Here is a 24,841-nt window from a genome sequence, read left to right as displayed (position 1 = left end):
GGTGTAGGCGCGGTTTCAGCCGCGAAAAGATAATCGCATCAGCATTTGCACTTAACAGGGAAGCTTGCTGTTTTCCAAACGACCTGTTGAGTGTCGACCCTATCGCGACTGAAGTCGCTCCTACCAAACCCGTTGGATTATCAGGCGTAGGCGCGGCTTCAGCCGCGATTGCTTTTCCCTCCCTGATCGCACCCATACCTACTTCCGGACGTTTTTAACGGGTTCGACTACTGCCTGGTGTGTGATTCCTGCTTGCCGTTCGGCGGCATAAACCCTACAAAGGTCCAGGGGCCTGCGGGAATTGTCCTGGCCGATCCTCGTTGATCGGATTTGGCGGCAGGCCTAGGCGTGTAGGGTTGCCCTGAAGGTTGCAAGACAACAACAAAGGCGACAAATCCCGGGATGAGCGAGTCATCATCCCAACCCGGTGCCTGTTAAAGCGCCTTCGGGGCTTTGCAGGCCGCTCAGGGAGGGCAGGTATGAGCGATTTCTACCAGAATGGCGTTATTACCAACTTTCACAATCTGACCGACCGATCCTGTGAGGCACTGGAACAGGATCTCAAGCGCTTCAGTCAGCGTCGTCCGATGGGACTGATACTGCCGTCACTGTATTCCGAGCTGGAAGGTCCGGCGCTGACGAAAATCATCGACCAGATCTCGCAGGTCGATTATCTCTCGGAAGTGGTGATCGGCCTGGATCGGGCGGATCGCGATCAGTTTCTTCGAGCACGTGATTTTTTCTCCCGACTGCCGCAGCGCCATCGCATCCTCTGGAATGATGGCCCGCGCCTACAGGCGCTCGATGCCGAGCTGGCTGCCGAGGAGCTGGCCCCTCAGGAGGCGGGCAAAGGGCGCAATGTCTGGTTCTGCTCGGGCTACGTACTGGCGTCCGGGCGCACCGAGGCGGTGGCGCTGCATGACTGTGATATCACCACCTATAACCGGACCCTGCTGGCCCGGCTGCTTTATCCGGTGGCCAACCCTCATTTCAGTTATCAGTTCTGCAAGGGCTATTACGCGCGGATTGCCGACGGCAAGCTCAACGGCAGGGTTGGCCGGCTGATGGTGACGCCGATGCTGCGGGCGCTGAAGAAAATCTGCGGGCCGCTGGAGTATCTCAACTATCTCGACAGCTACCGCTACCCGCTCTCCGGCGAGTTTGCGATGCGTACCGATGTGCTGGGTGGCATTCGCATTCCCAGCGACTGGGGGCTGGAAATCGGCGTACTTTCGGAGGTGTATCGCAACCACTCCTTCAAGCAGCTCTGCCAGGTGGATATCGCTGATCATTACGATCACAAGCATCAGCCGCTGTCGCCGGACGATGCGACCAATGGGCTCTACCGCATGAGTCTGGATATCGCCAAGGCGCTCTACCGCAAACTGGCAACACTGGGCGTCACGCTCTCCGAGGAGAGCTTCAGAACCCTCAAGGCGACCTACTACCGCACTGCGCTCGATATGATCGAAAACTACTACCACGATGCCATGATGAATGGGCTGGTCGTTGATCGGCACAGTGAAGAGCAGGCGGTCGAGCTGTTCGCCCAGACCATCATGGAAGCGGGCACAACCTTTCTTGAAAGCCCACGCGACAAGCCCTTCATTCCCAGCTGGGGGCGGGTACAGTCGGCATTCCCGGATATGCTCGAGCGCATGTACGACGCGGTCGAGGCGGATAACCGGGGCGAAGTCTGAGCGCTTATCGGAACATCATCGCGACTGAAGTCGCTCCTACGGGAGTGCCTGTTTGGTTCGCGTGGCCGGAGCTGATTGATGGCGGATGAGTTTCTCTCCGCGTTCGGTCAACCAACAGGTGTTGTAGGAGCGGCTTCAGCCGCGGAAAACCATCGCGACTGAAGTCGCTCCTACGGGAGGCCTGTTTGGTTCGAGTGGCGGGAGTTGATCGATGGCGAATGAGTTCTCTCTGTGTTTGGTAGATCAACAGGTGTTGTAGGAGCGGCTTCAGCCGCGAAACACCATCGTGACTGAAGTCACTCCTACGGGAGGCCTGTTCGGTTCGCGTGGCGGGACTGATCCATCGCGCCTACGGGTTGGAGGGCGTCCTCCCTGCGGCGTCAGAATGGGTAATTACCCATCATTGACCAGCCAGGCGCTGCGGTAGGGCGCCAGCACGACCGTGTCCGCATCCAGCGATGTATTGCCGATGATGTCGCGCCACTGTTCCTGACCAAAAGCTTCCGGCAGGTGTACCGACTGTGGCTGGTCGGTGACGTTATGCAGTGCCAGCAGGCGTCGTCCGTCAGAGAGCGGGCCGCGAATGAAAGCGAAGAACTGCGGTCCCAGGTCGAGCACTTTCTGTGGCGCGTCCGGATGGAAGCAGGATTCCTCGCGGCGTATCCGCAGCCGTTCGATCAGCGCATCGAAGACGATGCGAGTCGGTGTGCTGTAGGCTTCCAGCAGTTGCTCCAGAGGGGCACGCTGCCAGCGCTTGCGGTTGATGGCGCGCAAGTGGCCGGTGCGAGTCACGCCTTCATGATCGTTGAGCGTTGCCAGCAGGCTGTGGATGTAGACCGCCGGGATCCCCTGCAGCCCCAGCATGATGGTCTGCGAGCAGATGAAGCGGGCGATCTGCCAGGGATCGGCCCCGCGTCGGGTGCCCTTGAGCGCGTCGAACCAGGAGATGTTGATCTCATAGGGAGAGTCGTTGCCATCCGGGTCGGTTTTCATGCTGACAAACCCACCGAAGCGTTGCATCAGCTCCAGCAGGGCGCCGATTTCGTGATCGGGCAGCAGCCCCTCCAGCGCTCGTACGCCAACGCCATCATGGCTGGCGGTAAAGTTGAGATAGGTGCAGCCGGGGGACAATGGGGGCAGGGTGGCGGCCCATTCGGTCAGCGTTTCGGCGTTGCCCGAGGTGAGCGTGTGCAACAGCAGTGGTGGCAGGGTGAACTGATAGATGACATGCGCTTCATCACCCTCGCCGAAGTAGCTCAGATTTTCGTGATGAGGGACATTGGTCTCGGTGATCAGCAGGGCGCCCGGGGCCACATACTCCATGATGGCGCGCAGCAGTCGCACGATGGCATGGGTCTGAGGCAGATGGATGCAGCGTGTGCCGAGCTCCTTCCAGAGATAGGCGATGGCATCGAGCCGGATCAACCGGGCGCCCTGGCCGAGATAGTGCAGCATTACCCCGACCATCTCGATCAACACGTCCGGGTTGGCGTAGTTGAGATCGATCTGATCCTCGGAGAAGGTCGCCCACACATGGCGGGTGCCGCGCCGGGTCGAGACCGGGACCAGCAGCGGCGTATTGCGAGGGCGAGTAACCCCGGAGACATCGGTATTCGGGTCCAGCTCGATGAAGTAGTCGCGGCCGGGGCGCGAGCCGGCAATATAGTCGGCAAACCACAGCGATTCGCGGGAGACATGGTTGATGACCAGGTCCACCATCAGGTTATGGCCTTCTGCCACGCGTCGGATCTGCGGCCAGTCCCCCAGTTTGGGATCAACCTCGCCGTAGTGAATCACGGCAAAGCCATCATCCGAGCTCCACGGAAAGAAGGGCAGAATGTGCACCGCGCTGAAGGTGTTCGGTAGACGCTCCTGTAAAAACCGCTCCAGTGCAGCCAGCGGCAGGGTGTCACGCTCCTCGAGGATACTGTCGCCATAGGTGATCAATAGCTGACTGCGTTCGGTCCATAGCGGTCTTGCCGGTGAGTCGATCTCTTCTTCCCGGCGGCTTACAAGCTGGCGCAGACGTCTGAGAATCTCCTCGCTGCGCTCCCCGTAAACGAAGGCCAGCTCGCACTGCGCCCGTTCGATGAATTCGGCTTCGGAAAGCGGGGTAACCGTGGCAGTGGCATCAGACATCGAGCATTCCTTTTGTTGTGTTTTTACCGGCTGTGGTCATGACGGTGAGACCCACGACCATGCCTTTACTATCCTGGCCAGCCCCCGGGGTGATGTCACCTGCCGATCCGGCTTTTATATCGATCGCCTCGGTGCGATGCCCCGCCGGTTTGCTGTCTGTGATCCACCTTAAACCTCTGAATCGGATGGCATGAGTGATTGCACCCGGTGGCGCTTTCATGGAGACTTGCGCGGTGGTCATGGAGGGGAGTATTCCCCGGTGATACCGCCCGGTATCGTCGGCGACAGCATCGTCATCACGGTTCGGCTTTGTCCGCATCCGGTGCTGTGGGTCACGCAGGCAGTGCGTGATGGAAGAGACCTCCGGTTACTCGCAACGAACCGGAGTCTGTCTCATGCATGTCCCCCTGTGGATCTGGGCGGCGACCATTGCCGCCATTGCAGCGCTGTTTGTCTTTGATTTCTTCGCCCACGTGCGCCAGCCCCATGCGCCCTCGATGAAAGAGGCAGCGCTCTGGTCGATCTTCTATGTCGCGCTGGCCTGTCTGTTCGGCGCCGGCCTCTGGTGGGTCTGGGGGCATCAGCATGGCGTCGAGTTCTTCGCCGGCTTTATTACCGAGAAGAGCCTCTCCGTCGATAATCTGTTCGTGTTCGTGATCATCATGGCGAAGTTCGCCGTGCCGCGGGAATTTCAGCAGAAGGCACTGCTGATCGGTATTCTCATGGCACTGATCATGCGCGGCATCTTCATCGCGGTGGGCGCCGCGGCGATCAACCAGTTCAGCTGGGTGTTCTATATTTTCGGGGTTTTCCTGCTCTATACCGCGGTCAAACTGGCCATCGAGAGCATGTCGCATGGCCAGCAGAGCGATGAGGAATACGAGCCCAACGCGCTGGTGAAGTTTGCCCAACGCCATCTGCCGGCCACCGAACAGTTCCACAGCCAGAAGCTGCTCGCGATCGAAAATGGCAAGCGTGTGGTAACCCCCATGCTGATCGTGATCATTGCGCTGGGCGTGACCGATCTGCTGTTTGCGCTGGATTCCATTCCGGCCATCTACGGGCTGACCCAGGAACCCTATATCGTTTTTACCACCAACGCCTTCGCGCTACTGGGTCTGCTGCAGCTTTACTTCCTGCTGGGCGGGCTGCTGGATCGGCTGGTGTATCTGGGGATCGGGCTATCGGTGGTACTGGCCTTCATCGGCGTCAAGCTGATCTTCCATGCGATGTCGGAAAACACCCTGCCGTTTCTCAACGGCGGGGAACATATCGCCTGGGTGCCGCATATTTCCACTGTGCTGTCGCTGTCGGTCATCATCGGCGTGCTGTTCGTGACGACCGTCGCCAGTCTGCTCAAAAGCCGCCGCACGCAGCAGGCCTCCGAACACTGAAGGCCATGAGGCCTGCGTCTCCGAACAAGGCCCACGCCACTGGCGTGGGCCTTGTGGTATGTGCCGGGAAAAGCCCGCCTGATCAGCCCCGTGTTCGGGCGATGATTGCGCGAGCCGTGGCGGCTGGCACCTCACTGTAGCGCGCCGGTTCCATCGAGTAGCTGGCGCGCCCCTGAGACATCGAACGGACCTGGGTGGCGTAGCCGAACATCTCGCCCAGCGGCACTTCAGCGTGAATGACCCGGCCGGCAGGGGAGTCTTCCATGGCATGGATGATGCCCCGGCGACGATTGAGATCGCCGATGATGTCGCCCATGTACTCTTCAGGCGTTACCACATCAACCCGCATGATCGGCTCGAGCAGTACGGCATCACCCTTGTCGGCCAGTTGGCGTGTGGCCATGGCGGCGGCGATGCGAAAGGCAGTTTCGCTGGAGTCAACGTCATGCCAGGAGCCGTCGAATACCGTGGCTTTCAGCCCCAGCAGGGGATAGCCGGCAAGCACGCCATTGGCCATCTGTTCTTCGATGCCCCGGCGGATGGCCGGCAGATACTCCTTCGGGATGGCGCCTCCCACCACTTCGCTGATGAACTCCAGACCCTCCTTGCCTTCTTCAGCGGGCTCGAAACGGATCCAGCAGTGGCCGAACTGCCCGCGTCCGCCGGACTGACGCACGAAGCGGCCTTCGAGTTCGCAGGTGTTGCGAATGGCCTCGCGGTAAGCCACCTGAGGCTTGCCGGTATTGGCTTCGACGCCGAATTCGCGACGCAGCCGATCGATGAGAATATCCAGATGCAGTTCGCCCATGCCGGAGATAATGGTCTGATCGGACTCTGCATCGACGCGGACGCGAAAGGAGGGATCTTCCTGCGCCAGACGCGAGAGTGCGACGCCCATTTTCTCGTGATCGGCCCGGGTCTTCGGCTCGATGGCCACTGAAATGACCGGCTCGGGGAATTCCATGCGTTCGAGCACGATCGGATGATCGAGGGCGCAAAGGGTATCGCCGGTGGTGACGGCCTTCATCCCGATCAGGGCGGCAATGTCACCGGCTCGCACTTCATTGATTTCAGCGCGGCTGTTGGCATGCAGCTGTACCATCCGACCGACTCGCTCACGGCGATCGTGTCCGGCATTGAGCACGGCGTCGCCGGAACCGAGCACCCCCGAATAGACCCGGATAAAGGTCAGGGTACCGACAAAGGGGTCGCTGGCAATCTTGAAGGCCAGGGCGGCGAAGGGGGCACTGTCGTCGGCATGACGTTCCTCCGGCTGGGCTTCGCTGCCGGGTCGAACGCCCCGAATCGCTGGCACCTCGTTGGGCGCAGGCAGATAATCGATCACGGCATCCAGTACCAGCGGCACACCCCGATTGCGAAATGACGAGCCACACACAATGGGCACGATCTCGCCGGCCAGCGTGCGCGCTCTCAGGCCGGCGCGAATGTCCGCTTCGCTGAGTGTGCCTGTCTCGAAGTAGCGGTCCATCAGGGTGTCGCTGGCTTCCGCAGCCATCTCGACCAGCCGTTCACGCCACTGCTGTGCTTCAGGGAGCAGCTCATCGGGGATGGGCGCTTCACGGTAATGCAGGCCCAGATCGTCATCGTGCCAGTAGCGTGCCGTCATGCTCGGCAGATCGATCTGACCGGCAAACTGATCTTCTGCTCCGATCGCCAGTTGCAGGAGCGCGGGGGTATGCCCGAGCCGGGTCCGGATCTGTTCCACCACGCGCAGCAGATCGGCACCGGCGCGATCCATCTTGTTGACGTAGGCGATACGCGGAACGTGATAGCGGTTGGCCTGACGCCATACCGTTTCCGATTGCGGCTCGACACCGTCGACGGCGCTGAAGACGACGACCGCGCCATCGAGCACGCGCAGCGAGCGCTCGACCTCGATGGTGAAATCGACATGCCCCGGCGTATCGATGATGTTGATGCGGTGGCGGGCATACTGCTGGTTCGAACCAGCCCAGAAGGCCGTGGTGGCGGCCGAGGTAATGGTGATGCCGCGCTCCTGTTCCTGCACCATCCAGTCCATGGTTGCCGCCCCCTCATGGACCTCGCCCATCCGGTGGTTGACGCCCGAGTAGAACAGGATGCGCTCGGTGGTCGTGGTCTTGCCGGCATCGACATGAGCGACAATGCCGATATTGCGATACCGCTCGATAGGGGTGGTGCGGGCCATGCCAACGTTCCTCCGTGCGATTGACGGCGTCGCCATGGCACGCCGCAATCGAAAAAACGAAAACCGCGCTGAACCTGATAAACAGGAGTGTTCTGCTGGTTGTAAACCACTCCTGCGGAGTTTGCGAGGAGTGTTTGTGACCGTTGGCGGATGGCGGCTGACGCAATGATATGTCGTCTGGCGTCAATGTTCTGGCGTCCGGCGTCAAACTGCCGACCGTGGCGCCCGCGACAATACAGGTATTGTTCAGCGAGGAGCTCTGCCATGAATCGCAATGTCATTCTTACCTGTGCGGTCACTGGCGCGGGGGAGACCACCGCGAAGAACGCCAATGTGCCGGTCACGCCACAGGCGATTGCCGAATCGGCGATCGCCGCTGCGAAGGCCGGTGCGTCGATCGCACACGTTCACGTACGCGACCCTGAAACCGCCGCGCATAGTCATAAAACCGAATATTTCCGCGAGATCATCGACCGGGTACGCGACTCGGACACCGATGTGGTACTCAACTTCACTGCGGGTGGTGGCGGTGATCTGTTTCCGGAGCTCATCGGCACCGAAGGTGAGGAGCGCCAGATTCGCGCCGCTGCCGGCTCTGATCTGCAAACGCCATCGGAGCGTCATGCGCCGATTGGCGAACTGTTGCCGGAGATCTGCACGCTGGATTGCGGCAGTCTCAACTTTGGCGACATGGTCTATCTCAACAGTGCCGACTGGCTGCGCGAACATGCCCGGCTGGTACGTGACGCCGGCGTGAAACCGGAACTGGAGTGCTTCGATCTGGGCCATGTCTGGTTTGCCCGGCAATTGATCGAGGAAGGGCTGATCGAAGGCGATCCGCTGTTCCAGCTCTGTCTCGGTATCCCCTGGGGCGCGGAAGCGGACACCCAGACGATGCTGACCATGCGCGATCGATTGCCTGCCAATGCACAGTGGGCCGCATTCGGCATTGGCCGGATGCAGATGCCGATGGTCGCTCAGGCCGTCCTGCTGGGGGGGCACGTGCGCGTCGGTCTGGAAGATAACCTCTATCTGTCGAAAGGCGTGAAGGCCGATAACGCTGGCCTGGTGGAGAAAGCCGTGGGCATCGTCGACTCGCTGGGCGCACGGGTGATGTCACCGGCCGAGACCCGCGAACAGCTCAATCTGCGTACCCCGGGAGGCCAATCATGACCGATATGACGAAGCAGGACGTGCGCACGGTAGCCATCATCGGTTGCGGGGTCATCGGCAACGGCTGGGCTGCCCGGGCACTCGCCAGCGGTTGTGATGTCATTGCCTGTGATCCTGACCCGGCGGCCGAGGCTCGATTGAAAACTGCCATCGAGACGGCCTGGCCGTCGCTCGAAAAACGGGGGCTGGCTCCGGGCGCACGGTCGGATCGCTGGCGCTTCACGACTGATCCGGCGACCGCCGTCGAAGGTGCCGATCTGATCCAGGAGAACGCACCCGAGCGTACCGAGCTGAAGCAGGGCGTGCTGGCACAGCTCGATGCCCTGGCGCCGGCGCATGTCATCATTGGCTCTTCCACCTCGGGCATCAAACCGACCGAGTTGCAGGCCAAATGTGCCAAAGCGCCGGGCCGTGTGATCGTGGCTCATCCCTTCAACCCGGTCTATCTGTTGCCGCTGGTTGAGCTGGTCGGCGGTGAGGCGACAACACCGGCGCTGCTCGAGCAGGGGCAGCAGGCGTATCGTCAGCTCGGCATGCGCCCGCTGGTGGTGCGTCGCGAGATCGAGGGGCATATTGCCGATCGGTTGATGGAAGCACTCTGGCGCGAAGCGCTGCATCTGGTCAACGACGGTGTCGCCACCACCGAGGAGATCGATGCGGCGGTGGTGTATGGCGCCGGGCTGCGCTGGTCGCTGATGGGCACTTTCCTGACCTTTCATCTTGCCGGCGGTGAAGAGGGCATGCGTCACATGCTCGAGCAGTTCGGCCCGGCGCTGAAACTGCCCTGGACGAAGCTCGAAGCGCCGGAACTGACCGATGACCTGATTGATCGTGTGGTCGAGGGCAGTGAGCACCAGGCGGCCGGCCGTTCGATTACCGAGCTTGAGTCGCGTCGCGATGCCTTCCTGACCGAGCTTTTGGAAGTGGTCGAACGCTACTGGCCGGAGGCCGAAGGCCTGGAGGGGCGTATCTGATGAATGCACTGATGACGACCCGGGTGTTACCGGAGTGGGTGGATTACAACGGTCACATGAACGATGCTGAATATGCCCGTGTGTTCTCGCTGGCCGTCGAGGCGCTGCTTGATCATATCGGTCTGGACGACGCCGGGCGTCGCGCCAGCGGCATGACGGTTTATACCCTGGAAACACACCTGAGCTATCTCGCCGAGGCGCATGAGGGGCAGCGCCTCTCGGTTGAGTTGACGCTGCTGGATCGGGACAGCAAGCGGTTGCATGTATTCTTCCGCTTGCTGGATGAGCAGGGCCAGCTGCTGGCCACCAGCGAACAGATGCTGATGGCCATGGGCATTGACAGCGGCCGACCGACAGCGCTACCGGAGAGCGTGTCAGTCACACTTGCGGCATTCGAGTGTACCGATACAGCGCAATGGCCGGATCAGGCCGGCCGGCAGATCGGTATTCGCCGGCGCTGAGCGCCATCGTACATTCGGCTCGCTTCAGAGCAGAGGCTGCTGCGTATCGCGGGGTGAGCGCTCACCGCGAGGGGGGTGCCCAAAATGGCGCCGATAGGCGCGGGAGAAGCTGGAGCTTGAGCTGAATCCACAGCTCAGGGCGACCGCAATCACGGTCATGTCGGTATCCTGTAGCAGGGTGCGGGCACGCGCCAGTCTCAATGTCAGATACCACTGAGCTGGCGTGCTATCGAGCTGGTGGGCAAACAGCCGTTGCAGCTGACGCGCCGAAAGCCCCACCTGTTCGGCCAGCTCTCCCAGTGCCAGCGGCGTCTCCAGATGGGTCTCCATCATGGCGATGGCTTTCAGCAGCGGTCGATGATGGACATTGAGGCGTCGCGCCGGTGACTGACGCTGATGGTCATCGCGTGAGCGCATGCGGGCGTGAATCAACTGCTCGGCAACGGCATGCGCCAGACCGTCGCCGTGACGATGAGCAATCATCTCCAGCGTCATGTCCATGGCGGCCGTACCGCCGGCACAGGAGAAGCGTCGACTGCCGATCTTGAACAGGGCTTCCGTGGTATCCACGTCAGGGAAGCGTTCACGGAAAGCCGGTAGACTCTCCCAGTGCAGCGTGACCTGCTCATTGGCCAGCAGGCCGGCTTCAGCGAGCAGAAAACAGCCGGTGTCGATGCCTCCCAGTGCACAGCCGCTCTGATCGAGACGATGCAGCCAGGCCAGCAGCGCCCGGTGGCTGCCGCGAGCCGCGCCGAAGCCGCTGCAGATCGACAGACTGGGGAGATGGTGGAATTCACCGATGGCATGATCGACCATCAGCCGCATGCCATTGGAAGCCGTGACGGCTTCTCCATCCTCGCTGATCAGCAGCCAGCGAAACAGCTCCCGGCCAGCGATTCGATTGGCAATACGCAGGGGCTCGGTGGCCGAGAAGAAGGCCATCATCGAGAACTGATCGATCAGCAGATAGCCGATCGGTTCCGGTTCGGGACCATGATAGTCGAGTCGCATGAGGTTGCCGGCTCAATTTGGCTGCGAAAGCAGGGGCACCCCAAAGGGTGCCCCTGCATCATGTCGTTCGCTGTGAAGGACGTCCAGCCAAAGCTTAGTGGAAGTCGGCCCTGACTGCCTCGAAGGCGTCTCGACCATCCTTCGTTTTCACCCCTTCAAGCCAGCCCTGAACGGTATCCAGGTTGGCGGCGATCCAGTCATGCGCCACCTGTTCGGGATCGTTCTTTTCATGGCTGTAGTCGTAGATCCACTTGCTCTGAATGCGGCTGTCGACCACGAACTGTTTGAAGAACCGATACAGGTTGGGATCGTCCTGCTTCAGGCTTGACGGGACCACGGTCCAGACCGTCGATTGGACGCTGGCAATGGGGGAGTCGGGCTGGTCATCGGTGAGATAGTGCAGGTTGTAGCTCAGGTTCATCCAGTGCGGCTTCCAGGCATTGAAGACCACCCACTGCTTGTTCTGAATCTCCTGACCGACCTGCGCCAGCATTGCCGCGGTGCTGCTGTTCTTCTGGGTCCAGTCTCCCAGACCTTCGTAATCGGCCTTGATCTTGTTGTCGATTATCTCGCTCATCGAGGCGCCGGCTTCGATACCGTAGATGGTCGAGTTGAACTGATCGGCATGCTTGTCGAGATCGCTGATCTTGTGGACTCCCGCATTCCAGACGTAGTCCGGCACGGCGAGACCATTGACCGCATCGCTGACGTTGGCGACCACCTTGTCGAGCTTGCCCTGTTCGGCGAGCGGCTCGATCAGCGGCTTCTCGGTGGGATACCAGCCGGCCAGATAGGCATCCAGATTGTGGGTGGCCAGGCCATTGATCACCACGCTGACCGCGAGCTCCTGTGACTGTGGTTGATAGCCCAGCTCACTCAGCAACTGACTGGCGACTTCAGTCTTGACGGTCACACCCGGCCAGGGGGGTACACCAAAACGCACCTGGTCAAGATCGGCCTGGGCAGGCAGTGACAGTAGTGAGCCGGCGAGCAGGCCGGTCAGTGTGGCCGCATGCAGCAGCTGGCGAGAGTGCTTCATGGAAATCCCCTGTTCTTTCCTTGTTATCGAAAGGCGGCGGTAGCCCTGCGTATCTTCCGCCCGAAACCCATTCAGCTTGCGTGATTGTGAAGCGCCAAATTGGCACCAGGCGACCCTTTCGTGACCTGAGGCGACATTATGTGTCTCAACAATGATGGAATGTCATAAAAGGTGAGCATTCAGAGAAATCATCGTTATTCGATGGAGGCTTTCAGGCATTAAAAAACCCGGCAGTGGTGCTGCCGGGTAAAAAGGGGGGCGGACCGAGGGGTCAGCGCCGCACCACCCGATAGAGGATGAGTAGAATGATGGCGCCGAGAATGGCGATGATGAGGCTGCCGAAATTGAATCCCGACACCCCGCCAAAGCCCAGTGCCGTGCCGATCCAGCCACCGAGCAGGGCCCCGACAATACCGATGATGATGGTCACGATGATGCCGCCCGGATCCTTGCCGGGCATCAGAAACTTGGCAACGGCGCCGGCAATCAGTCCGAAGATGATCCATGCAATGATACCCATTTAATCCTCCATGATCGGACGTTTTAGCACTCGGGACGAGCGTCGAATGACGCTCTCCTGAATGTGAAACTAGACGCCGATCGTGAACTGAGCAAGCTATCCGGAAAGAATGGAAAAAATCTGCTCGAATCAGTCATGCAGCTGCGGTTGCGCGATGATGATATAGGCCAGCAGTGCGGCCCACCCCACTACGGCACCGATCATGGCTGCGATCAGGCTGTGAAAATCGAAGTGAAGCTCGGCAGCCAGACCGAACAGGGTCGAAATGAATCCGAAGGCGACGCCACCCACGGCACTGATGCCCATCGAGCCCAGGGCGCCGGCATTATAGCGTGAAGGGGTCAGGAAGCTGAGAATGACGCCGATCAGGAGACTGACGAACAGCCAGGAGATGAGATTCATGCTAATGCTCCCTTGGTGACGAATAGGCCGATCGCCGACGCTCATGCGGTTCGGGCCATGGCATCGTGAGGCGATCGTGAACGGCCCCATTATCCGTGCCAGGGGGGATGACGAGACAACCCGGTTGGTGCGACAAATGCGCACACCTGAACCGGCATGATCGAACATCGACGCATGGTCCTGCATTTTCGGCCAGCGGCGGCGGGCGTTACACTATAGCGAAGATGCCGGCGCATGGCGGGTATCCATTAACGAGCAGCGGCTGTCACTATCATGCAATGTCCATTTTGCGGCGCACAGGAAACCCGGGTCACGGATTCGCGACTGGTAGCCGAAGGCGATCAGGTCAGGCGACGGCGTCAATGTGGTCATTGTGGCGAGCGCTTCACAACGTATGAAACTGCCGAGCTGATCATGCCGCGCGTGGTCAAGGCCGATGGTTCACGCGAAAGCTTTGATGCCGCCAAGCTGCGTGCCGGCATGCTGCGCTCACTGGAGAAACGCCCGGTGTCCAGTGAACGTATCGAGGGGGCGCTCGAACGAATTCGACAGCGGTTGAGAGCGCGCGGTGAACGCGAAATCAATGCTCGTCTGATTGGCGAGGAGGTCATGGCACAGCTCCGCCGTCTCGATCAGGTTGCCTATATCCGCTTTGCTTCGGTCTATCGCCGTTTTCAGGACCTGGATGAATTCCGGGCCGAGATCGATCGGCTGACCCGGGAGCCGACCCATCCGTCCGTGGACGATCCTCAAGAGCAGGACCATGAACAGGACTGACGCCACCGATGCTCGCTGGATGGCGCGCGCGCTGGAACTGGCGCGTCGCGGGCTCTATACCACTCATCCCAACCCGCGGGTGGGCTGTGTACTGGTTCATGACGGTCGCATGGTGGGTGAGGGCTGGCATGAGCGTGCCGGCGAGCCGCACGCCGAGGTGAATGCGCTGCGAGCGGCCGGAGAGCAGGCTCGTGGTGCTACGGCCTATGTGACGCTTGAACCCTGTTCTCATCAGGGACGCACAGGCCCTTGTGCCCGGGCACTGGTTGAGGCCGGCGTGGCACGGGTTGTCGTCGCCATGCGCGATCCCAACCCGGCCGTGTCGGGCCGTGGGCTGAGAATACTCGAGCAGGCCGGCATAACTGTCGAATGTGGCCTGATGGCGGAAGAAGCCACCGCGCTCAATCCGGGATTCATCAAGCGTATGGCACATTCACTGCCGTTCGTGCGCCTGAAGATGGCGATGAGTCTCGATGGGCGTACTGCCATGGCCAGTGGTGAATCGCAGTGGATTACCGGCGCTGCCGCCCGGGGATGGGGGCAGCGCCTGCGGGCACAATCGAGTGCCATCCTCAGTGGTGTGGACGCCGTCAGCATGGATGGCAGCCGGCTGACGGTACGCCAGCCAGCGCTGATCGAAGCCGGCCTGAGTGAAGAAGCTGCCCGGGCAGCCGCTCATGATCAGCTGTTACGGGTGGTGGTCGATTCCACTTTGCGGCTCTCGCCACAAGCCCCCATGCTGGCCGAACCCGGACGGACTCTGGTAGCCACGCTGGTAGACGATCCGGGGCGTCAGGCGCCGTTGCGTGAGGCCGGTGCCGAACTGATCGTTCTGCCTGCACGCGAAGGCCGGGTCGATCTCATGGCACTGATGCGTCAGCTGGTCGAGCAGGAAGCGTGTAATGAACTCCTGCTGGAATCCGGACCGGGGCTGGCTGGCGCCATGTTGGCCGCCGGGCTGGTGGATGAACTGAAGCTTTTCATGGCGCCGACCCTGCTGGGATCCGATGCCCGCGGGCTGCTGAACCTGCCGGGTCTTGAGCGCATGGATCAGCAGCAGACTCTGGTCATCGATGATATCCGTGCGGTAGGCGATGACTGGTGTATTACGGCGCGACCGTGCCGCGCGGCGACAGGAGCGGTGAATTGAGCAACAGTTTCCCTGTGGCCCGCGTAGTGCGACAATCGGCGCGCTCCGATGCCAGCCCGGTCTGTTCGGAGTGCCGGGGTCGACGGGCATCAGCAGACCGGAATCCAACCGTGACAGGGGGCCGACGATGATCGGCAGAGGTGCATGACTTCACAGCCTACGCAGACACTCAGTGATATCGCCTTGCTGGTCGAGGACATCCGCCAGGGCAAAATGGTCATTCTCATGGATGATGAGGATCGCGAGAACGAAGGCGATCTGATCATGGCGGCGGAGTGCGTCGAGGCCTCGCATATCAATTTCATGGCCCGCTATGCCTGCGGCCTGATCTGTCAGCCGATGACCCGCGAGCGCTGCGAGCAGCTTGGTTTGTCGCTGATGGTCAACGACAACGGCTCGGGATTCGGCACCAAGTTCACGGTATCGATCGAAGCCGCCACCGGCATCACGACCGGTATCTCCGCTGCTGATCGTGCGCGCACGGTACGCGCCGCGGCGGCACGTGGGGCACAACCGGATGATATCGTTCAGCCCGGTCATATCTTTCCGCTGATGGCGGAGCCGGGTGGTGTCCTGCGGCGTGCCGGTCACACCGAGGCGGCCTGTGATCTGGCGGCCATGGCCGGCTTCGAGCCCTGCGGTCTGATCTGTGAGGTGATGAATGACGACGGCACCATGGCCCGTCGCCCGGAGCTGGAGCAGTTCGCTGCCGAGCATGGCATCCGGATGGGCACGATCGCCGATCTGATTCACTACCGCATGCATCATGAGCAGACCGTCGATCATGTCGATGCCCAACCGGTTGAAACGGCCAGCGGCAGCTTTCAGCTGCACTGCTTCCGTGATCGTATCCAAGGACGTCATCATCTGGCTCTGGTGCGGGGCACCCCACAGCCCGATCAACCGACCACGGTGCGCGTGCATGCGGCCGACCCATTGCGTGATCTGTTGGGTCTGCAGCGCCCCGGCGGCAGTACCAGCTGGACAGCGCACAGTGCGCTGGATGAAATCGCCCGCAGTGAGTGCGGGGTGCTGGTACTGCTCGACAGCGATCAGCCGCCTCGTGACTTTCGTGAGCAGCTGGATATCTTCTTCGAGCGACGCCGGGTGCCACGCGATGCGCATGTCGATGGGGCAGGCAACTACCAGACCATTGGCACCGGTGCGCAGATTCTGCGTCGGCTTGGTGTCGGTCGGATGCGCCTTTTGAGCTCTCCATGGAAGTTCTCCGCCCTCTCCGGGTTCGATCTCGAAGTGGTCGAACAGATCAGCGGTGACGGAGCGGTATCGCGACAATAAACCGTAGCTCGGCGCGACATGGGGCGCGTGTCGAGCGCTTGAAACGTTAACGGTCGGGCCTGCTGCCCGGCCGTCATGATGATCAACCGACCCTTGCCGATGGGTAAGGGCGTTCAGGGAATTCTTGTCATGCAACCGATTGCGCAGGTAGAAGGGCGATTCAACGACGTCGAAGGGCGTTATGCCATTGTGGTCGGTCGCTTCAACCATCATGTGGTCGACTCACTGGTCGAAGGCGCCGTGGATGCACTGGTGCGCCATGGGGTCGACGAGGAGCAGATCGACATCATTCACGTGCCGGGTGCCTGGGAGCTGCCGCTGGCGGTCAAAAGGGTGCTCGAGCGTTTGCATCCTGACGCCGTGATCGCACTGGGTGCGGTCATCAAGGGCGGCACGCCGCACTTCGAGCATATTGCCGGGCAGTGCAATTCGGCGATCAATCGGCTCCAGCTGGATTACGATACACCCGTTTCCAATGGCGTACTGACCGTCAACTCGATCGAGCAGGCCATCGAACGTGCCGGCACCAAGGCCGGTAACAAGGGCTTCGAATCTGCCATGGCAGCGATGGAGATGGTGTCGCTGCTGCGTCAGCTCGGCGATGCGCCTGCCGGTGAAGGAGGTGAGGCGTGAGTCGTGATGGCCGAATGCCTTCAAAGGCTCAACAGGCACGCCGTGCTGCCCGTGAGCTGACCGTTCAGGCGCTCTATCAGTGGCAGATGACCGGCAAATCGATCACCCAGCTCGAAGCCGAATTCCGCTCTCAGACAGCTGATGAGGATCTGGCGCCTCATGAGAACTGGGTGCAGGTCATGCAGATCGCTGACCTGGCCTTGTTCCATGAGTTGCTGCACGGTGTTGTTCAGCACTGCGGTGAACTCGACGCGCAGCTGGCACCGCTGCTGGATCGCTCCCTTCAGGAACTTGATCGGATTGAACTGGCTATTCTTCGACTGGGTACCTATGAGCTCGCTCACCGCCTCGAGGTGCCCTACATCTCGGTCATCAATGAGGGCATTGAGCTGGCCAAGGGGTTTGGTGCCACTGACGGGCACAAGTACGTCAACTCCCTGCTTGACCGACTTGCCCATCAGCTGCGCAGTGTCGAGGTCAGTGCGCGCCGCCGCTAGGCGAGTGCCACGACCGAGATCCAGGGATCGGCCAACGTCCCGGAGGAAGCGACAGCGATGAGCGATTCACAACGTCTGGGCGAGTTTGATCTGATTCGCCGTTTTTTCGTGCGCGATACCTGCACCGGCTCGGCTCGGCGGGACGGCTATGGGGGCGATGATCCCGCCTCCGGCGTGGCGCTGGGGCAGGGCGATGATTGTGCTCTGCTGACGCCAACACCCGGCTGGCAACTGGCGGTCAGTGTCGATACCTCACTGGCAGATGTGCATTTCCCGGCTGACGCTCCTCCCGAGGCCATCGGGCATCGGGCGCTGGCTGTCAATCTGAGCGATCTGGCTGCCATGGGGGCCTCGCCACGCTGGTATGTGCTCGCCCTGACGCTGCCCGACATCGACACCGACTGGCTGGAAGGCTTTGCCCGCGGCCTGCACCGGTTGGCCGATCACAGTGGTATTCGGCTGGTTGGCGGTGATGTGACCCGTGGGTCGCTGTCAATCACCATCACCGTTCATGGCGAAGTGCCGGCCCAGACTGCGTTGCGCCGCGACGGGGCGGGGCTCGATGAGCTGATCGTGGTGACCGGACCGGTGGGTGGCGCTCATGGTGGCTTGCGGGCGTGGCAGTCTGGCGAGCGCGATGACACCGATCCATTGCTTCATGCCTACCTGTGGCCGTCGCCGGCACTGAATGCCGGTGAAGCGCTGCGTGGGCTGGCGACGTCCGCGATCGATGTTTCCGATGGCGTCGTTGCTGATCTTGCCCATATTTGTCGGGCTTCCGGGGTAGGGGCGCGGATTGATGTTGAGGCGTTACCGCTGTATCCCGGTCTGGCCGAGCGGTTTGACGAGCAGACAGCGCGACAGGCGGCGCTGACAGGCGGCGATGACTATGTGCTGTTGTGCACGCTGCCCGAACATGCACTTGCCCGTGCCGAAGCGCATCTGGCGGCGCATGACTGCACACTGACCGTGATCGGCCGCACGGTGGCAGAACCCGGCATTCATGGGGTGCCGACCGAGCATGTCGGCTGGCAGCACTTCGACGTCGAGCCTGATGATCGATCGGCTACGGGAGCCACGTCATGAATCGCGGACCGTCGAGTGTCTGGCATCGGCCTACTCATTTCCTGGCCTTCGGTCTGGGAAGTGGTATGGCGCCGTTTGCCCCCGGCACCTTCGGCACGCTGGCAGCGATCCCCTTTTACTGGTTGCTCTCCGATCTGCCGCTGTCCGTCTATCTGCTGGTGCTGCTGGTCACAGGGTTGCTGGGCATCTATCTGTGTGATCGCACCTCACGGGATATGGGCGTGCATGATCACTCCGGTATCGTCTGGGATGAGTTCGTGGGCTACTGGATCACCATGATGGCAGTTCCCTTCTCCTGGCCGGCCGCATTGTGGGGGTTCGCGGTGTTTCGCCTGTTCGATGTCATCAAACCCTGGCCGGTACGCTTCGTCGATCGTCGTGTGACCGGTGGGTTTGGCATCATGTTCGACGATGTACTGGCCGGTGTGTATGCGTGGAGTACGATGCACCTGTGGTTCTGGCTGCACTAGGCCCTGGCGGAAAGTGCCTGCCCCTCGCTCGTCGATTTTTCGGACAGCGTCTTGCCGGGTAGTCGTTAAAAGACATCTGACAGTACCGATTCAGGGAGCGGCATGAAAAAGCGTGTCATTGGTAGTGTGGTGATCATCGCGGCGGTACTGGGCGCTGCCTGGCTTGGGGGCGTGGCCTGGAGCCGGCATGTTTTCCTGCAGCGTCTTGATGAGACCATGGCCCAGCTCAATGCGTCGCCTGCCCTCTCAGCCGATCAGCGCGAGCTGGATCGTGGGTTCTTTCATACCCGTGGCACGCTGGTAGTGACCTGGCCGGAGGTGAGCTACGACGGTCGACCGGTTGAACTGGTGGTTCCCTGGCAGGCGCGTCATGGCATTCTCTCTACGCATTTCAATGGCCATGCCGACGTGCGTAGTGGCAACGATGGGCCGCGCCTGCTGGCTGATCGGTTGTCACCGGGTCATCAGGCCGAGCTTTCGGCCGTGATTCACCATTTCCGTCGTAATGGCGAACTCGAGGTGACACTGCCGGAGCAGGTGGGGCTGACGCAGGGGCCTCGACGGGCGTTACTCAAGGGCGCGGTGCTGAAACTCCACGGCGATGAGCAAAGTCTTGCCCTGAAAGGGCGCTTCGATGCTCTGGAACTGGCGGATGAAAATGGTTCGCTGGGGCTGGGTGTCACCAATTTTTCTTCCCGGCGGCAAAGGGGGAAGGCAGGCTCTGAAGCAGCAGATAGCGAGCAGCGGGTCGAACAGCTGCATATCGAGCAGCTTCAGATGCATCCCCAGGGCTCGCTGCCGGTGACGCTGAAGGGCATTCACTGGCAGGGTCATGCCGAGCGTCAGGCCGGCATGCTGGGGTATGAACTCTCAAGTCGGGTCGAGGGCATTCAGGTATCACAGCAGGGGCTGGGCAGTCTGAAGCTGAAGCTGTCACTCGAACGGCTTGGCGCCGATGCAGCCTCCCGTCTTGTTGCCGGCATGAAGCGAGAGTTGCGTCGTTCCTCTGCTGATACCGGTGACGACTGGCTGAGTCTGATCGAGCCTGTACAGACCTCGTTTTTTGCCATGCTGTCACCCTCGCCACAACTGACCCTGAGTGAGTTCAGCGTTCAGAGTCCGATGCTCGACCAGCCGATCAGGCTGAATGGACAACTGACCTTCCACGGCGAGGGTGTTGCCGATACCCGGGTGGCCGATTTGCGCCAGAGGCAGGGGATGAGAGCGTTTCTTGAGCGATTGCAGGGCAGCCTGACGCTGACCAATGCCCCGCCGCTGCTGGCGTTGATTGTCGGCCAGTCCCCGGACCAGGCTCGGATCGAGTTCGATATCGTCGATGGCGAGGTTCGGGTCAACGATCAGGCTCTGATGCCACTTTACAGGCTGATGAGCGCGCCCTGAGATGGCCTGTTCTTCGCCAGGGCTTGATAACGCCTCTTGCAGACCTCATTCCTGATATCAGTCATATGCCCGCGATCATCATCGCGGGCTTCCCGTTACTGAACAGGATGCAAGGATGAGCGAGAACGACGATCAGTCGGATATCGTGACCGACGCCCCGGGTAACGAAGATCCGACCGAGGCGATCAAGAGCCAGGCGGTCATCCCGACCCGGGAATATTTGCCCGAACGAATCTATCTGCTGCCGATTCACAACCGGCCGTTCTTTCCGGCTCAGGTTCAGCCGCTGGTGATCAACCGCAATCGCTGGACCGAAACCATGGAGCGGGTCAGTAATACACCGCACCAGACGGTGGGCCTGGCCTTTGTCGGCGATGTCGACGAGGACCCGAGTTCCAGCGAGTTTCCCGAAACCGGTACGGCCGTGCGGGTGCATCGCAGTGAGGGTGAAAACGAGCAGCTTCAGTTCATTGCTCAGGGGTTGCGGCGCTTTCGCATTTCCCGCTGGCTGTCTCGCAAGCCGCCGTATCTGGTTGAGGTCAGCTATCCCAACGAGCCGGTCGACAAGGATGGCGATGAAACCCGTGCCTATGCCATGGCGATCATCAATGGCATCAAGGAACTGCTGCCGATCAATCCGCTTTACGGCGAGGAGCTCAAGCACTACCTCAATCGCTTCAGCCCCAATGAGCCTGGCCCGCTGACCGATTTCGCCGCGGCCATTACCTCGGCCAAGGGGCCCGAGCTGCAGTCTGTGCTCGAGACCCTGCCCGTGCTTGAGCGTATGCAGGTAGTACTACCGCTGCTGCGCAAGGAAATCGAGGTTGCCCAGCTGCAGAGCGAGATTTCCGAGCAGGTCAATGCTCAGATGCAGGAGCGTCAGCGCGAGTTCTTCCTGCGTGAGCAGCTCAAGATCATCCAGAAGGAGCTGGGTATCTCCAAGGATGATCGGGAGAATGATGTCGATACCTTCCGTGAGCGGCTGTCGGACAAGGTCGTTCCGGAGCGGGTGCAGGGTCGCATTGACGATGAACTGGACAAGCTCTCGGTGCTGGAAACCGGTTCGCCGGAATATGGCACCACGCGCAACTATCTCGACTGGCTGACCTCTCTGCCCTGGGGGATCACGTCCGACGATCAGCTCGATCTGGCACATGCCCGACAGGTACTCGATCGCGATCATGACGGTCTGCAGGACGTCAAGGATCGCATTATCGAATTCCTCGCCGAAGGCGCCTTCAAGGGGGATGTGGGCGGTTCCATCCTGCTGTTGGTCGGACCACCCGGGGTCGGCAAGACTTCGGTCGGGCGCTCGATTGCCGAGGCCCTGGGTCGTCAGTTCTATCGCTTCTCGGTCGGCGGCATGCGCGATGAATCCGAGATCAAGGGCCACCGGCGAACCTACATCGGCGCCATGCCGGGCAAGCTGGTGCAGGCGATCAAGGAAGTCGAGGTCGAGAATCCGGTCGTCATGCTTGATGAGATCGACAAGCTGGGCCAGTCGTTCCAGGGTGATCCGGCCTCGGCGCTGCTGGAAGTGCTTGATCCCGAGCAGAACAGTGATTTCCTGGATCACTATCTCGATGTGCGCATGGATCTGTCGAAGGTATTGTTCGTCTGCACCGCCAATCAGCTCGACACCATCCCCAGCGCACTGCTCGATCGCATGGAGCAGATCCGCCTGTCGGGATATATCGCCGAAGAGAAGATGGCGATTGCCAAACATCATCTGTGGCCCAAGCTGCTCAAGCGCGATCGCATTCCCAAAAAGCGCATCAATCTCACCGATGCCGCGCTCAAGCATGTCATCGATGGTTATGCTCGTGAGGCCGGCGTACGGCAGCTGGAGAAACAGCTGCACCGCATCGTGCGCAAGTCGGCAGTCAAGCTGTTGGAGAATGAGCAGGAAGACGTCAAGGTCTCGGTCAACAACCTCGAAGAGTTCCTGGGAGCGCCGCTCTTTCGCAAGGAGAAGGTGCTCAAGGGCGTCGGGGTGGTCACAGGCCTGGCCTGGACATCAATGGGGGGCGCGACCCTGCCGATCGAGGCGACCCGGGTGCATGGCCTGCAGCGTGGGCTCAAACTCACCGGCAAGCTCGGTGATGTCATGCAGGAGTCGGCCAATATCGCCTACAGCTTCGTGCTGGGGCATCTGGGCGAGTACGGGGTGTCCGAGAAGTTCTTTGATGAGTCCTTCATCCACCTGCACGTGCCGGAAGGTGCCACGCCCAAGGATGGACCTTCGGCCGGTGTGACCATGACCACGGCGCTGCTGTCACTGGCCCGCGGCATCGAGATCGCTCGGCCACTGGCGATGACCGGTGAGTTGACCCTGACCGGCCAGGTACTGCCGGTAGGCGGCATTCGCGAGAAGATCATTGCCGCACGACGCAGCGATATCTTCGAGGTGATTCTGCCCGATGCCAATCGACGTGATTTCGACGAACTGCCGGATTACCTCAAAAGCGGTATGACGGCGCACTTCGCGAAGGTGTATCGGGACGTCTCGAAAATCGTGTTCGGCTGAGCCGAAGGCTGTCATGACAAGCGTCATGGTGCAAAGCCCGCTGCCGCAAGGCAGTGGGCTTTTTTATTACAAGGGGAAGTCAGTTCGACGGGCTGCGCCAGTACTGCTCTTCAGGCGGATCGATGCTCTCCATCAGCGCCTGCAATCCGCTCGACCAGCAACTGCGCAGGTGGGTGAAGTAGTCGTCATCCTCGTTGATGCGCCGAATCAGCGGCGGTGTCAGGCTGTCATTGGGATAGAGGGCAATATCCAGTGGCATGCCCACCGACAGGTTGCTGCGCAGGGTCGAATCGAAGGAGATCAGCCCGCAGCGTAGTGCTTCGCCGAGGGGGGTGCGATAGTCCAGTACGCGATCCAGCACCGGCTTGCCGTATTTGCTTTCGCCGATCTGGAAGTAGGGTGTGTCCGGTGTAGCAGCAATGAAATTGCCCTGTGGGTAAACGTTATACACTTCGGTACGCCCCCCGCGGATCTGGCCGGCAATCAGAAACGAGGCGGTGACATCGATCCCCTGCATCGCGGGATCGTTGCCGTAATCGGCGACAATGCCCTTGAGTGTGCTGCCAATCAGTCGGGCAACATCGAACAGGGTAGGGACATTGAGCAGCGTTTCGCTCTCACCGCCGAACTGCTGTTCGAGTCGAGTCAGTACGGCCTGGGAGGTCGACAGGTTGCCGGCAGTCTGAATGATGAGGGCACGTTCACCGGGTGAACCGTAGACCATCAGTTTGCGTACGCTGGCGATCTGATCGATGCCGGCATTGGTACGCGTATCGGAAATACACACGACGCCCTCGCTGAGGGCCATGGCAACACAGTAGGTCATGGATCGATCCCGGTAGTGTGCACTGAAATCAGGGCTTCAGCGGCAGTGAAAGGTAAAAACCGGTGAATTGCAATCGCGGCATGAGCCGGGCGCGCATCGCTAAATCGACGGTCCGCAAGCAACCGCTATTCGGGCATGATCCATTGTAGAACCGGAGGAGTCGCTCATGAGCTGTCGCATTCTACTGACCCATGATGCGCAGGCATTGCAGCAATGGTATGGCGAAAAGGCGCTGGCTGGTCTGAGACAGTTGGGGGAGACGGTGATCTGCCCGGGGCAGCGATGGTCCCGGGAGGCATTGCTGCACGAGATCCGTGACTGTCAGCTGATCGTGGCCGACCGCGCTACGCCCGTGCCCGCCGAACTGATCGAGGCTGGCGCCGAACTCAGGGCCGTGGTTCGTTGTGCCATGGATATCCGTTCCATTGATATCGAGACGGCGTCTCGGCGGGGGGTGCTGGTGACTCATGCCGGACCGGGCTTCGTGCAGGCGGTATCGGAATGGGTGGTGGCACAACTGATCAATCTGGCCAGAGGGCTGCCCGACTATATGCTGGCGTGGCGGCGTGGAGAAACGCCTCGACCGGTCATGGGGCGCCAGATTGCCGGGCTGACGGCCGGAGTGCTCGGGCTGGGACATATCGGACGCTATCTGACACCTCTGCTCAGGGCGCTGGGCATGCAGGTACTGGTCCATGATCCCGGCGTGACGGTACCGGCAGAGTGTGGCGATGCGGTAAGTCGGGGGACCCTGCTCTCGCGTTCGGATGCGGTGATCTGTCTGGCGGCGCATACCCGGGAAACCGAGGGCATGATGAATCGTGCGGCATTTGCTGCAATGAAGCCGGGGAGCTGGTTCATCAATGCGGCTCGCGGTGCGCTGGTGGATGAAAGGGCATTGCAGGAGGCTTTGCAGACGGGACAACTGGCCGGTGCGGCACTGGATGTCGGCAGCGGTGAGGGCGATAGTCCGACTGCAGCACTGGCGGCTCTGCCGAGTGTACTGGCCACCCCTCATATTGGTGGCATGGTGCCCGAGGCCATTGATTATCAGTCTTTGCAGACGGTCGAGCAGATACGTTGGATCCTGCGCGGGGAGATCCCCGATGGCGCGGTGAATGCCGACTCGATAACCCTGCGCCCGATCTGCTCCTGAAGCAGTACGGTTTGCGCC

Annotated in this window: 23 protein-coding genes; 15 read left to right on the top strand and 8 right to left on the bottom strand. The window is 60.9% G+C overall.

Annotated elements, in window-relative coordinates; translation table 11 throughout:
- Positions 1–479: 479 nt before the first annotated feature.
- Positions 480–1,700, top strand: a complete 1,221-nt coding sequence (locus tag FY550_RS12005; protein ID WP_070979418.1) for a glycosyltransferase family protein — start codon at positions 480–482, stop codon at positions 1,698–1,700.
- Between the two features lie 393 nt (positions 1,701–2,093).
- On the opposite strand, the gene FY550_RS12000 is transcribed toward FY550_RS12005, so the two are convergent.
- Positions 2,094–3,839: a sugar phosphorylase gene (locus FY550_RS12000; RefSeq protein ID WP_149054552.1), complete on the bottom strand. Its 1,746-nt coding sequence runs from the start codon at positions 3,837–3,839 to the stop codon at positions 2,094–2,096.
- Complete coding sequence (locus FY550_RS11995) at positions 3,832–4,080, bottom strand: hypothetical protein (protein WP_139148717.1); 249 nt, start codon at positions 4,078–4,080, stop codon at positions 3,832–3,834. The genes FY550_RS12000 and FY550_RS11995 overlap by 8 nt, the downstream gene beginning before the upstream one ends.
- A gap of 154 nt (positions 4,081–4,234) precedes the next feature.
- Between FY550_RS11995 and FY550_RS11990 the strand changes: the two genes are divergently transcribed.
- Complete coding sequence (locus tag FY550_RS11990; RefSeq protein WP_070979414.1) at positions 4,235–5,233, top strand: TerC/Alx family metal homeostasis membrane protein; 999 nt, start codon at positions 4,235–4,237, stop codon at positions 5,231–5,233.
- An 82-nt stretch (positions 5,234–5,315) separates the two neighbouring features.
- On the opposite strand, the gene fusA is transcribed toward FY550_RS11990, so the two are convergent.
- Entirely contained in the window at positions 5,316–7,421 is a 2,106-nt protein-coding gene (fusA, locus tag FY550_RS11985; protein ID WP_070979412.1) for an elongation factor G, read from the bottom strand.
- Positions 7,422–7,685: 264 nt separating this feature from the next.
- Between fusA and FY550_RS11980 the strand changes: the two genes are divergently transcribed.
- From FY550_RS11980 to FY550_RS11970, 3 genes are read left to right on the top strand one after another with little or no spacing between them, the layout of a single operon-like run.
- Positions 7,686–8,594, top strand: coding sequence for a BKACE family enzyme (locus FY550_RS11980; protein ID WP_149054551.1), 909 nt, complete (start codon positions 7,686–7,688; stop codon positions 8,592–8,594).
- A complete protein-coding gene (locus FY550_RS11975) occupies positions 8,591–9,568 on the top strand; it encodes an L-carnitine dehydrogenase (protein WP_456073124.1) in 978 nt (325 codons plus the stop codon). The genes FY550_RS11980 and FY550_RS11975 overlap by 4 nt, the downstream gene beginning before the upstream one ends.
- A complete protein-coding gene (locus FY550_RS11970; protein ID WP_070979408.1) occupies positions 9,568–10,029 on the top strand; it encodes a thioesterase family protein in 462 nt (153 codons plus the stop codon). The genes FY550_RS11975 and FY550_RS11970 overlap by 1 nt, the downstream gene beginning before the upstream one ends.
- 24 nt (positions 10,030–10,053) lie before the next feature.
- On the opposite strand, the gene FY550_RS11965 is transcribed toward FY550_RS11970, so the two are convergent.
- The 4 genes from FY550_RS11965 to FY550_RS11950 form a co-directional block, all read right to left on the bottom strand.
- Entirely contained in the window at positions 10,054–11,040 is a 987-nt protein-coding gene (locus FY550_RS11965) for a GlxA family transcriptional regulator (protein WP_070979406.1), read from the bottom strand.
- Positions 11,041–11,134: 94 nt separating this feature from the next.
- Positions 11,135–12,079: an ABC transporter substrate-binding protein gene (locus FY550_RS11960; RefSeq protein ID WP_070979404.1), complete on the bottom strand. Its 945-nt coding sequence runs from the start codon at positions 12,077–12,079 to the stop codon at positions 11,135–11,137.
- Between the two features lie 271 nt (positions 12,080–12,350).
- Positions 12,351–12,599 (bottom strand): GlsB/YeaQ/YmgE family stress response membrane protein, encoded by a 249-nt coding sequence (locus FY550_RS11955; protein ID WP_070979401.1) that lies wholly within the window; start codon positions 12,597–12,599, stop codon positions 12,351–12,353.
- 129 nt (positions 12,600–12,728) lie between these two features.
- Positions 12,729–13,001, bottom strand: coding sequence for a GlsB/YeaQ/YmgE family stress response membrane protein (locus tag FY550_RS11950; RefSeq protein WP_070979399.1), 273 nt, complete (start codon positions 12,999–13,001; stop codon positions 12,729–12,731).
- Positions 13,002–13,274: 273 nt separating this feature from the next.
- On the opposite strand from FY550_RS11950, the gene nrdR reads away from it, so the two are divergent.
- From nrdR to lon, 9 genes are all read left to right on the top strand, one after another.
- Positions 13,275–13,778 carry a transcriptional regulator NrdR gene (gene nrdR, locus FY550_RS11945; RefSeq protein WP_070979396.1) on the top strand — a complete coding sequence of 168 codons (504 nt, stop codon included), beginning with the start codon at positions 13,275–13,277 and terminating at the stop codon, positions 13,776–13,778.
- The gene (ribD, locus tag FY550_RS11940; RefSeq protein ID WP_070979394.1) at positions 13,765–14,928 is read left to right on the top strand and encodes a bifunctional diaminohydroxyphosphoribosylaminopyrimidine deaminase/5-amino-6-(5-phosphoribosylamino)uracil reductase RibD; all 1,164 of its coding nucleotides are present in this window, start codon (positions 13,765–13,767) and stop codon (positions 14,926–14,928) included. Before nrdR ends, ribD begins: the two co-directional genes overlap by 14 nt.
- A gap of 144 nt (positions 14,929–15,072) precedes the next feature.
- Positions 15,073–16,227: a bifunctional 3,4-dihydroxy-2-butanone-4-phosphate synthase/GTP cyclohydrolase II gene (gene ribBA / locus FY550_RS11935; RefSeq protein ID WP_070979392.1), complete on the top strand. Its 1,155-nt coding sequence runs from the start codon at positions 15,073–15,075 to the stop codon at positions 16,225–16,227.
- A gap of 129 nt (positions 16,228–16,356) precedes the next feature.
- Positions 16,357–16,860 carry a 6,7-dimethyl-8-ribityllumazine synthase gene (gene ribH / locus FY550_RS11930; protein ID WP_070979389.1) on the top strand — a complete coding sequence of 168 codons (504 nt, stop codon included), beginning with the start codon at positions 16,357–16,359 and terminating at the stop codon, positions 16,858–16,860.
- A 14-nt stretch (positions 16,861–16,874) separates the two neighbouring features.
- Positions 16,875–17,357 carry a transcription antitermination factor NusB gene (nusB, locus tag FY550_RS11925; protein WP_070979433.1) on the top strand — a complete coding sequence of 161 codons (483 nt, stop codon included), beginning with the start codon at positions 16,875–16,877 and terminating at the stop codon, positions 17,355–17,357.
- Positions 17,358–17,414: 57 nt separating this feature from the next.
- On the top strand, positions 17,415–18,443 hold the full coding sequence (gene thiL, locus FY550_RS11920; RefSeq protein WP_070979387.1) for a thiamine-phosphate kinase: 1,029 nt from the start codon (positions 17,415–17,417) through the stop codon (positions 18,441–18,443).
- Positions 18,440–18,913 (top strand): phosphatidylglycerophosphatase A family protein, encoded by a 474-nt coding sequence (locus FY550_RS11915; RefSeq protein WP_070979385.1) that lies wholly within the window; start codon positions 18,440–18,442, stop codon positions 18,911–18,913. Before thiL ends, FY550_RS11915 begins: the two co-directional genes overlap by 4 nt.
- Positions 18,914–19,015: 102 nt before the next feature.
- On the top strand, positions 19,016–20,314 hold the full coding sequence (locus tag FY550_RS11910) for a DUF945 family protein (RefSeq protein ID WP_070979383.1): 1,299 nt from the start codon (positions 19,016–19,018) through the stop codon (positions 20,312–20,314).
- A gap of 115 nt (positions 20,315–20,429) precedes the next feature.
- Positions 20,430–22,841: an endopeptidase La gene (lon, locus tag FY550_RS11905; RefSeq protein WP_070979381.1), complete on the top strand. Its 2,412-nt coding sequence runs from the start codon at positions 20,430–20,432 to the stop codon at positions 22,839–22,841.
- Between the two features lie 79 nt (positions 22,842–22,920).
- On the opposite strand, the gene FY550_RS11900 is transcribed toward lon, so the two are convergent.
- Entirely contained in the window at positions 22,921–23,667 is a 747-nt protein-coding gene (locus FY550_RS11900) for a peptidase (protein ID WP_070979378.1), read from the bottom strand.
- Between the two features lie 166 nt (positions 23,668–23,833).
- Between FY550_RS11900 and FY550_RS11895 the strand changes: the two genes are divergently transcribed.
- Positions 23,834–24,823, top strand: coding sequence for an NAD(P)-dependent oxidoreductase (locus tag FY550_RS11895; RefSeq protein ID WP_070979376.1), 990 nt, complete (start codon positions 23,834–23,836; stop codon positions 24,821–24,823).
- Positions 24,824–24,841: the final 18 nt, after the last annotated feature.

It is taken from the genome of Kushneria phosphatilytica, from assembly GCF_008247605.1.
GTDB classification, from domain to species: Bacteria; Pseudomonadota; Gammaproteobacteria; order Pseudomonadales; family Halomonadaceae; genus Kushneria; species Kushneria phosphatilytica.
The sequence above is the reverse complement of the archived record's forward strand: the minus strand, read 5'-3'. Positions and strand labels throughout refer to the sequence as shown.

What these genes read in the sequence shown, in the direction of transcription:
- FY550_RS12005 (WP_070979418.1), top strand. Translation starts at nt 480, where the DNA reads ATGAGCGATTTCTACCAGAATGGCGTTATTACCAACTTTCACAATCTG.
- FY550_RS12000 (WP_149054552.1), bottom strand. Translation starts at nt 3,839, where the DNA reads ATGTCTGATGCCACTGCCACGGTTACCCCGCTTTCCGAAGCCGAATTC.
- FY550_RS11995 (WP_139148717.1), bottom strand. Translation starts at nt 4,080, where the DNA reads ATGACCACCGCGCAAGTCTCCATGAAAGCGCCACCGGGTGCAATCACT.
- FY550_RS11990 (WP_070979414.1), top strand. Translation starts at nt 4,235, where the DNA reads ATGCATGTCCCCCTGTGGATCTGGGCGGCGACCATTGCCGCCATTGCA.
- fusA (WP_070979412.1), bottom strand. Translation starts at nt 7,421, where the DNA reads ATGGCCCGCACCACCCCTATCGAGCGGTATCGCAATATCGGCATTGTC.
- FY550_RS11980 (WP_149054551.1), top strand. Translation starts at nt 7,686, where the DNA reads ATGAATCGCAATGTCATTCTTACCTGTGCGGTCACTGGCGCGGGGGAG.
- FY550_RS11975 (WP_456073124.1), top strand. Translation starts at nt 8,591, where the DNA reads ATGACCGATATGACGAAGCAGGACGTGCGCACGGTAGCCATCATCGGT.
- FY550_RS11970 (WP_070979408.1), top strand. Translation starts at nt 9,568, where the DNA reads ATGAATGCACTGATGACGACCCGGGTGTTACCGGAGTGGGTGGATTAC.
- FY550_RS11965 (WP_070979406.1), bottom strand. Translation starts at nt 11,040, where the DNA reads ATGCGACTCGACTATCATGGTCCCGAACCGGAACCGATCGGCTATCTG.
- FY550_RS11960 (WP_070979404.1), bottom strand. Translation starts at nt 12,079, where the DNA reads ATGAAGCACTCTCGCCAGCTGCTGCATGCGGCCACACTGACCGGCCTG.
- FY550_RS11955 (WP_070979401.1), bottom strand. Translation starts at nt 12,599, where the DNA reads ATGGGTATCATTGCATGGATCATCTTCGGACTGATTGCCGGCGCCGTT.
- FY550_RS11950 (WP_070979399.1), bottom strand. Translation starts at nt 13,001, where the DNA reads ATGAATCTCATCTCCTGGCTGTTCGTCAGTCTCCTGATCGGCGTCATT.
- nrdR (WP_070979396.1), top strand. Translation starts at nt 13,275, where the DNA reads ATGCAATGTCCATTTTGCGGCGCACAGGAAACCCGGGTCACGGATTCG.
- ribD (WP_070979394.1), top strand. Translation starts at nt 13,765, where the DNA reads ATGAACAGGACTGACGCCACCGATGCTCGCTGGATGGCGCGCGCGCTG.
- ribBA (WP_070979392.1), top strand. Translation starts at nt 15,073, where the DNA reads ATGACTTCACAGCCTACGCAGACACTCAGTGATATCGCCTTGCTGGTC.
- ribH (WP_070979389.1), top strand. Translation starts at nt 16,357, where the DNA reads ATGCAACCGATTGCGCAGGTAGAAGGGCGATTCAACGACGTCGAAGGG.
- nusB (WP_070979433.1), top strand. Translation starts at nt 16,875, where the DNA reads ATGCCTTCAAAGGCTCAACAGGCACGCCGTGCTGCCCGTGAGCTGACC.
- thiL (WP_070979387.1), top strand. Translation starts at nt 17,415, where the DNA reads ATGAGCGATTCACAACGTCTGGGCGAGTTTGATCTGATTCGCCGTTTT.
- FY550_RS11915 (WP_070979385.1), top strand. Translation starts at nt 18,440, where the DNA reads ATGAATCGCGGACCGTCGAGTGTCTGGCATCGGCCTACTCATTTCCTG.
- FY550_RS11910 (WP_070979383.1), top strand. Translation starts at nt 19,016, where the DNA reads ATGAAAAAGCGTGTCATTGGTAGTGTGGTGATCATCGCGGCGGTACTG.
- lon (WP_070979381.1), top strand. Translation starts at nt 20,430, where the DNA reads ATGAGCGAGAACGACGATCAGTCGGATATCGTGACCGACGCCCCGGGT.
- FY550_RS11900 (WP_070979378.1), bottom strand. Translation starts at nt 23,667, where the DNA reads ATGACCTACTGTGTTGCCATGGCCCTCAGCGAGGGCGTCGTGTGTATT.
- FY550_RS11895 (WP_070979376.1), top strand. Translation starts at nt 23,834, where the DNA reads ATGAGCTGTCGCATTCTACTGACCCATGATGCGCAGGCATTGCAGCAA.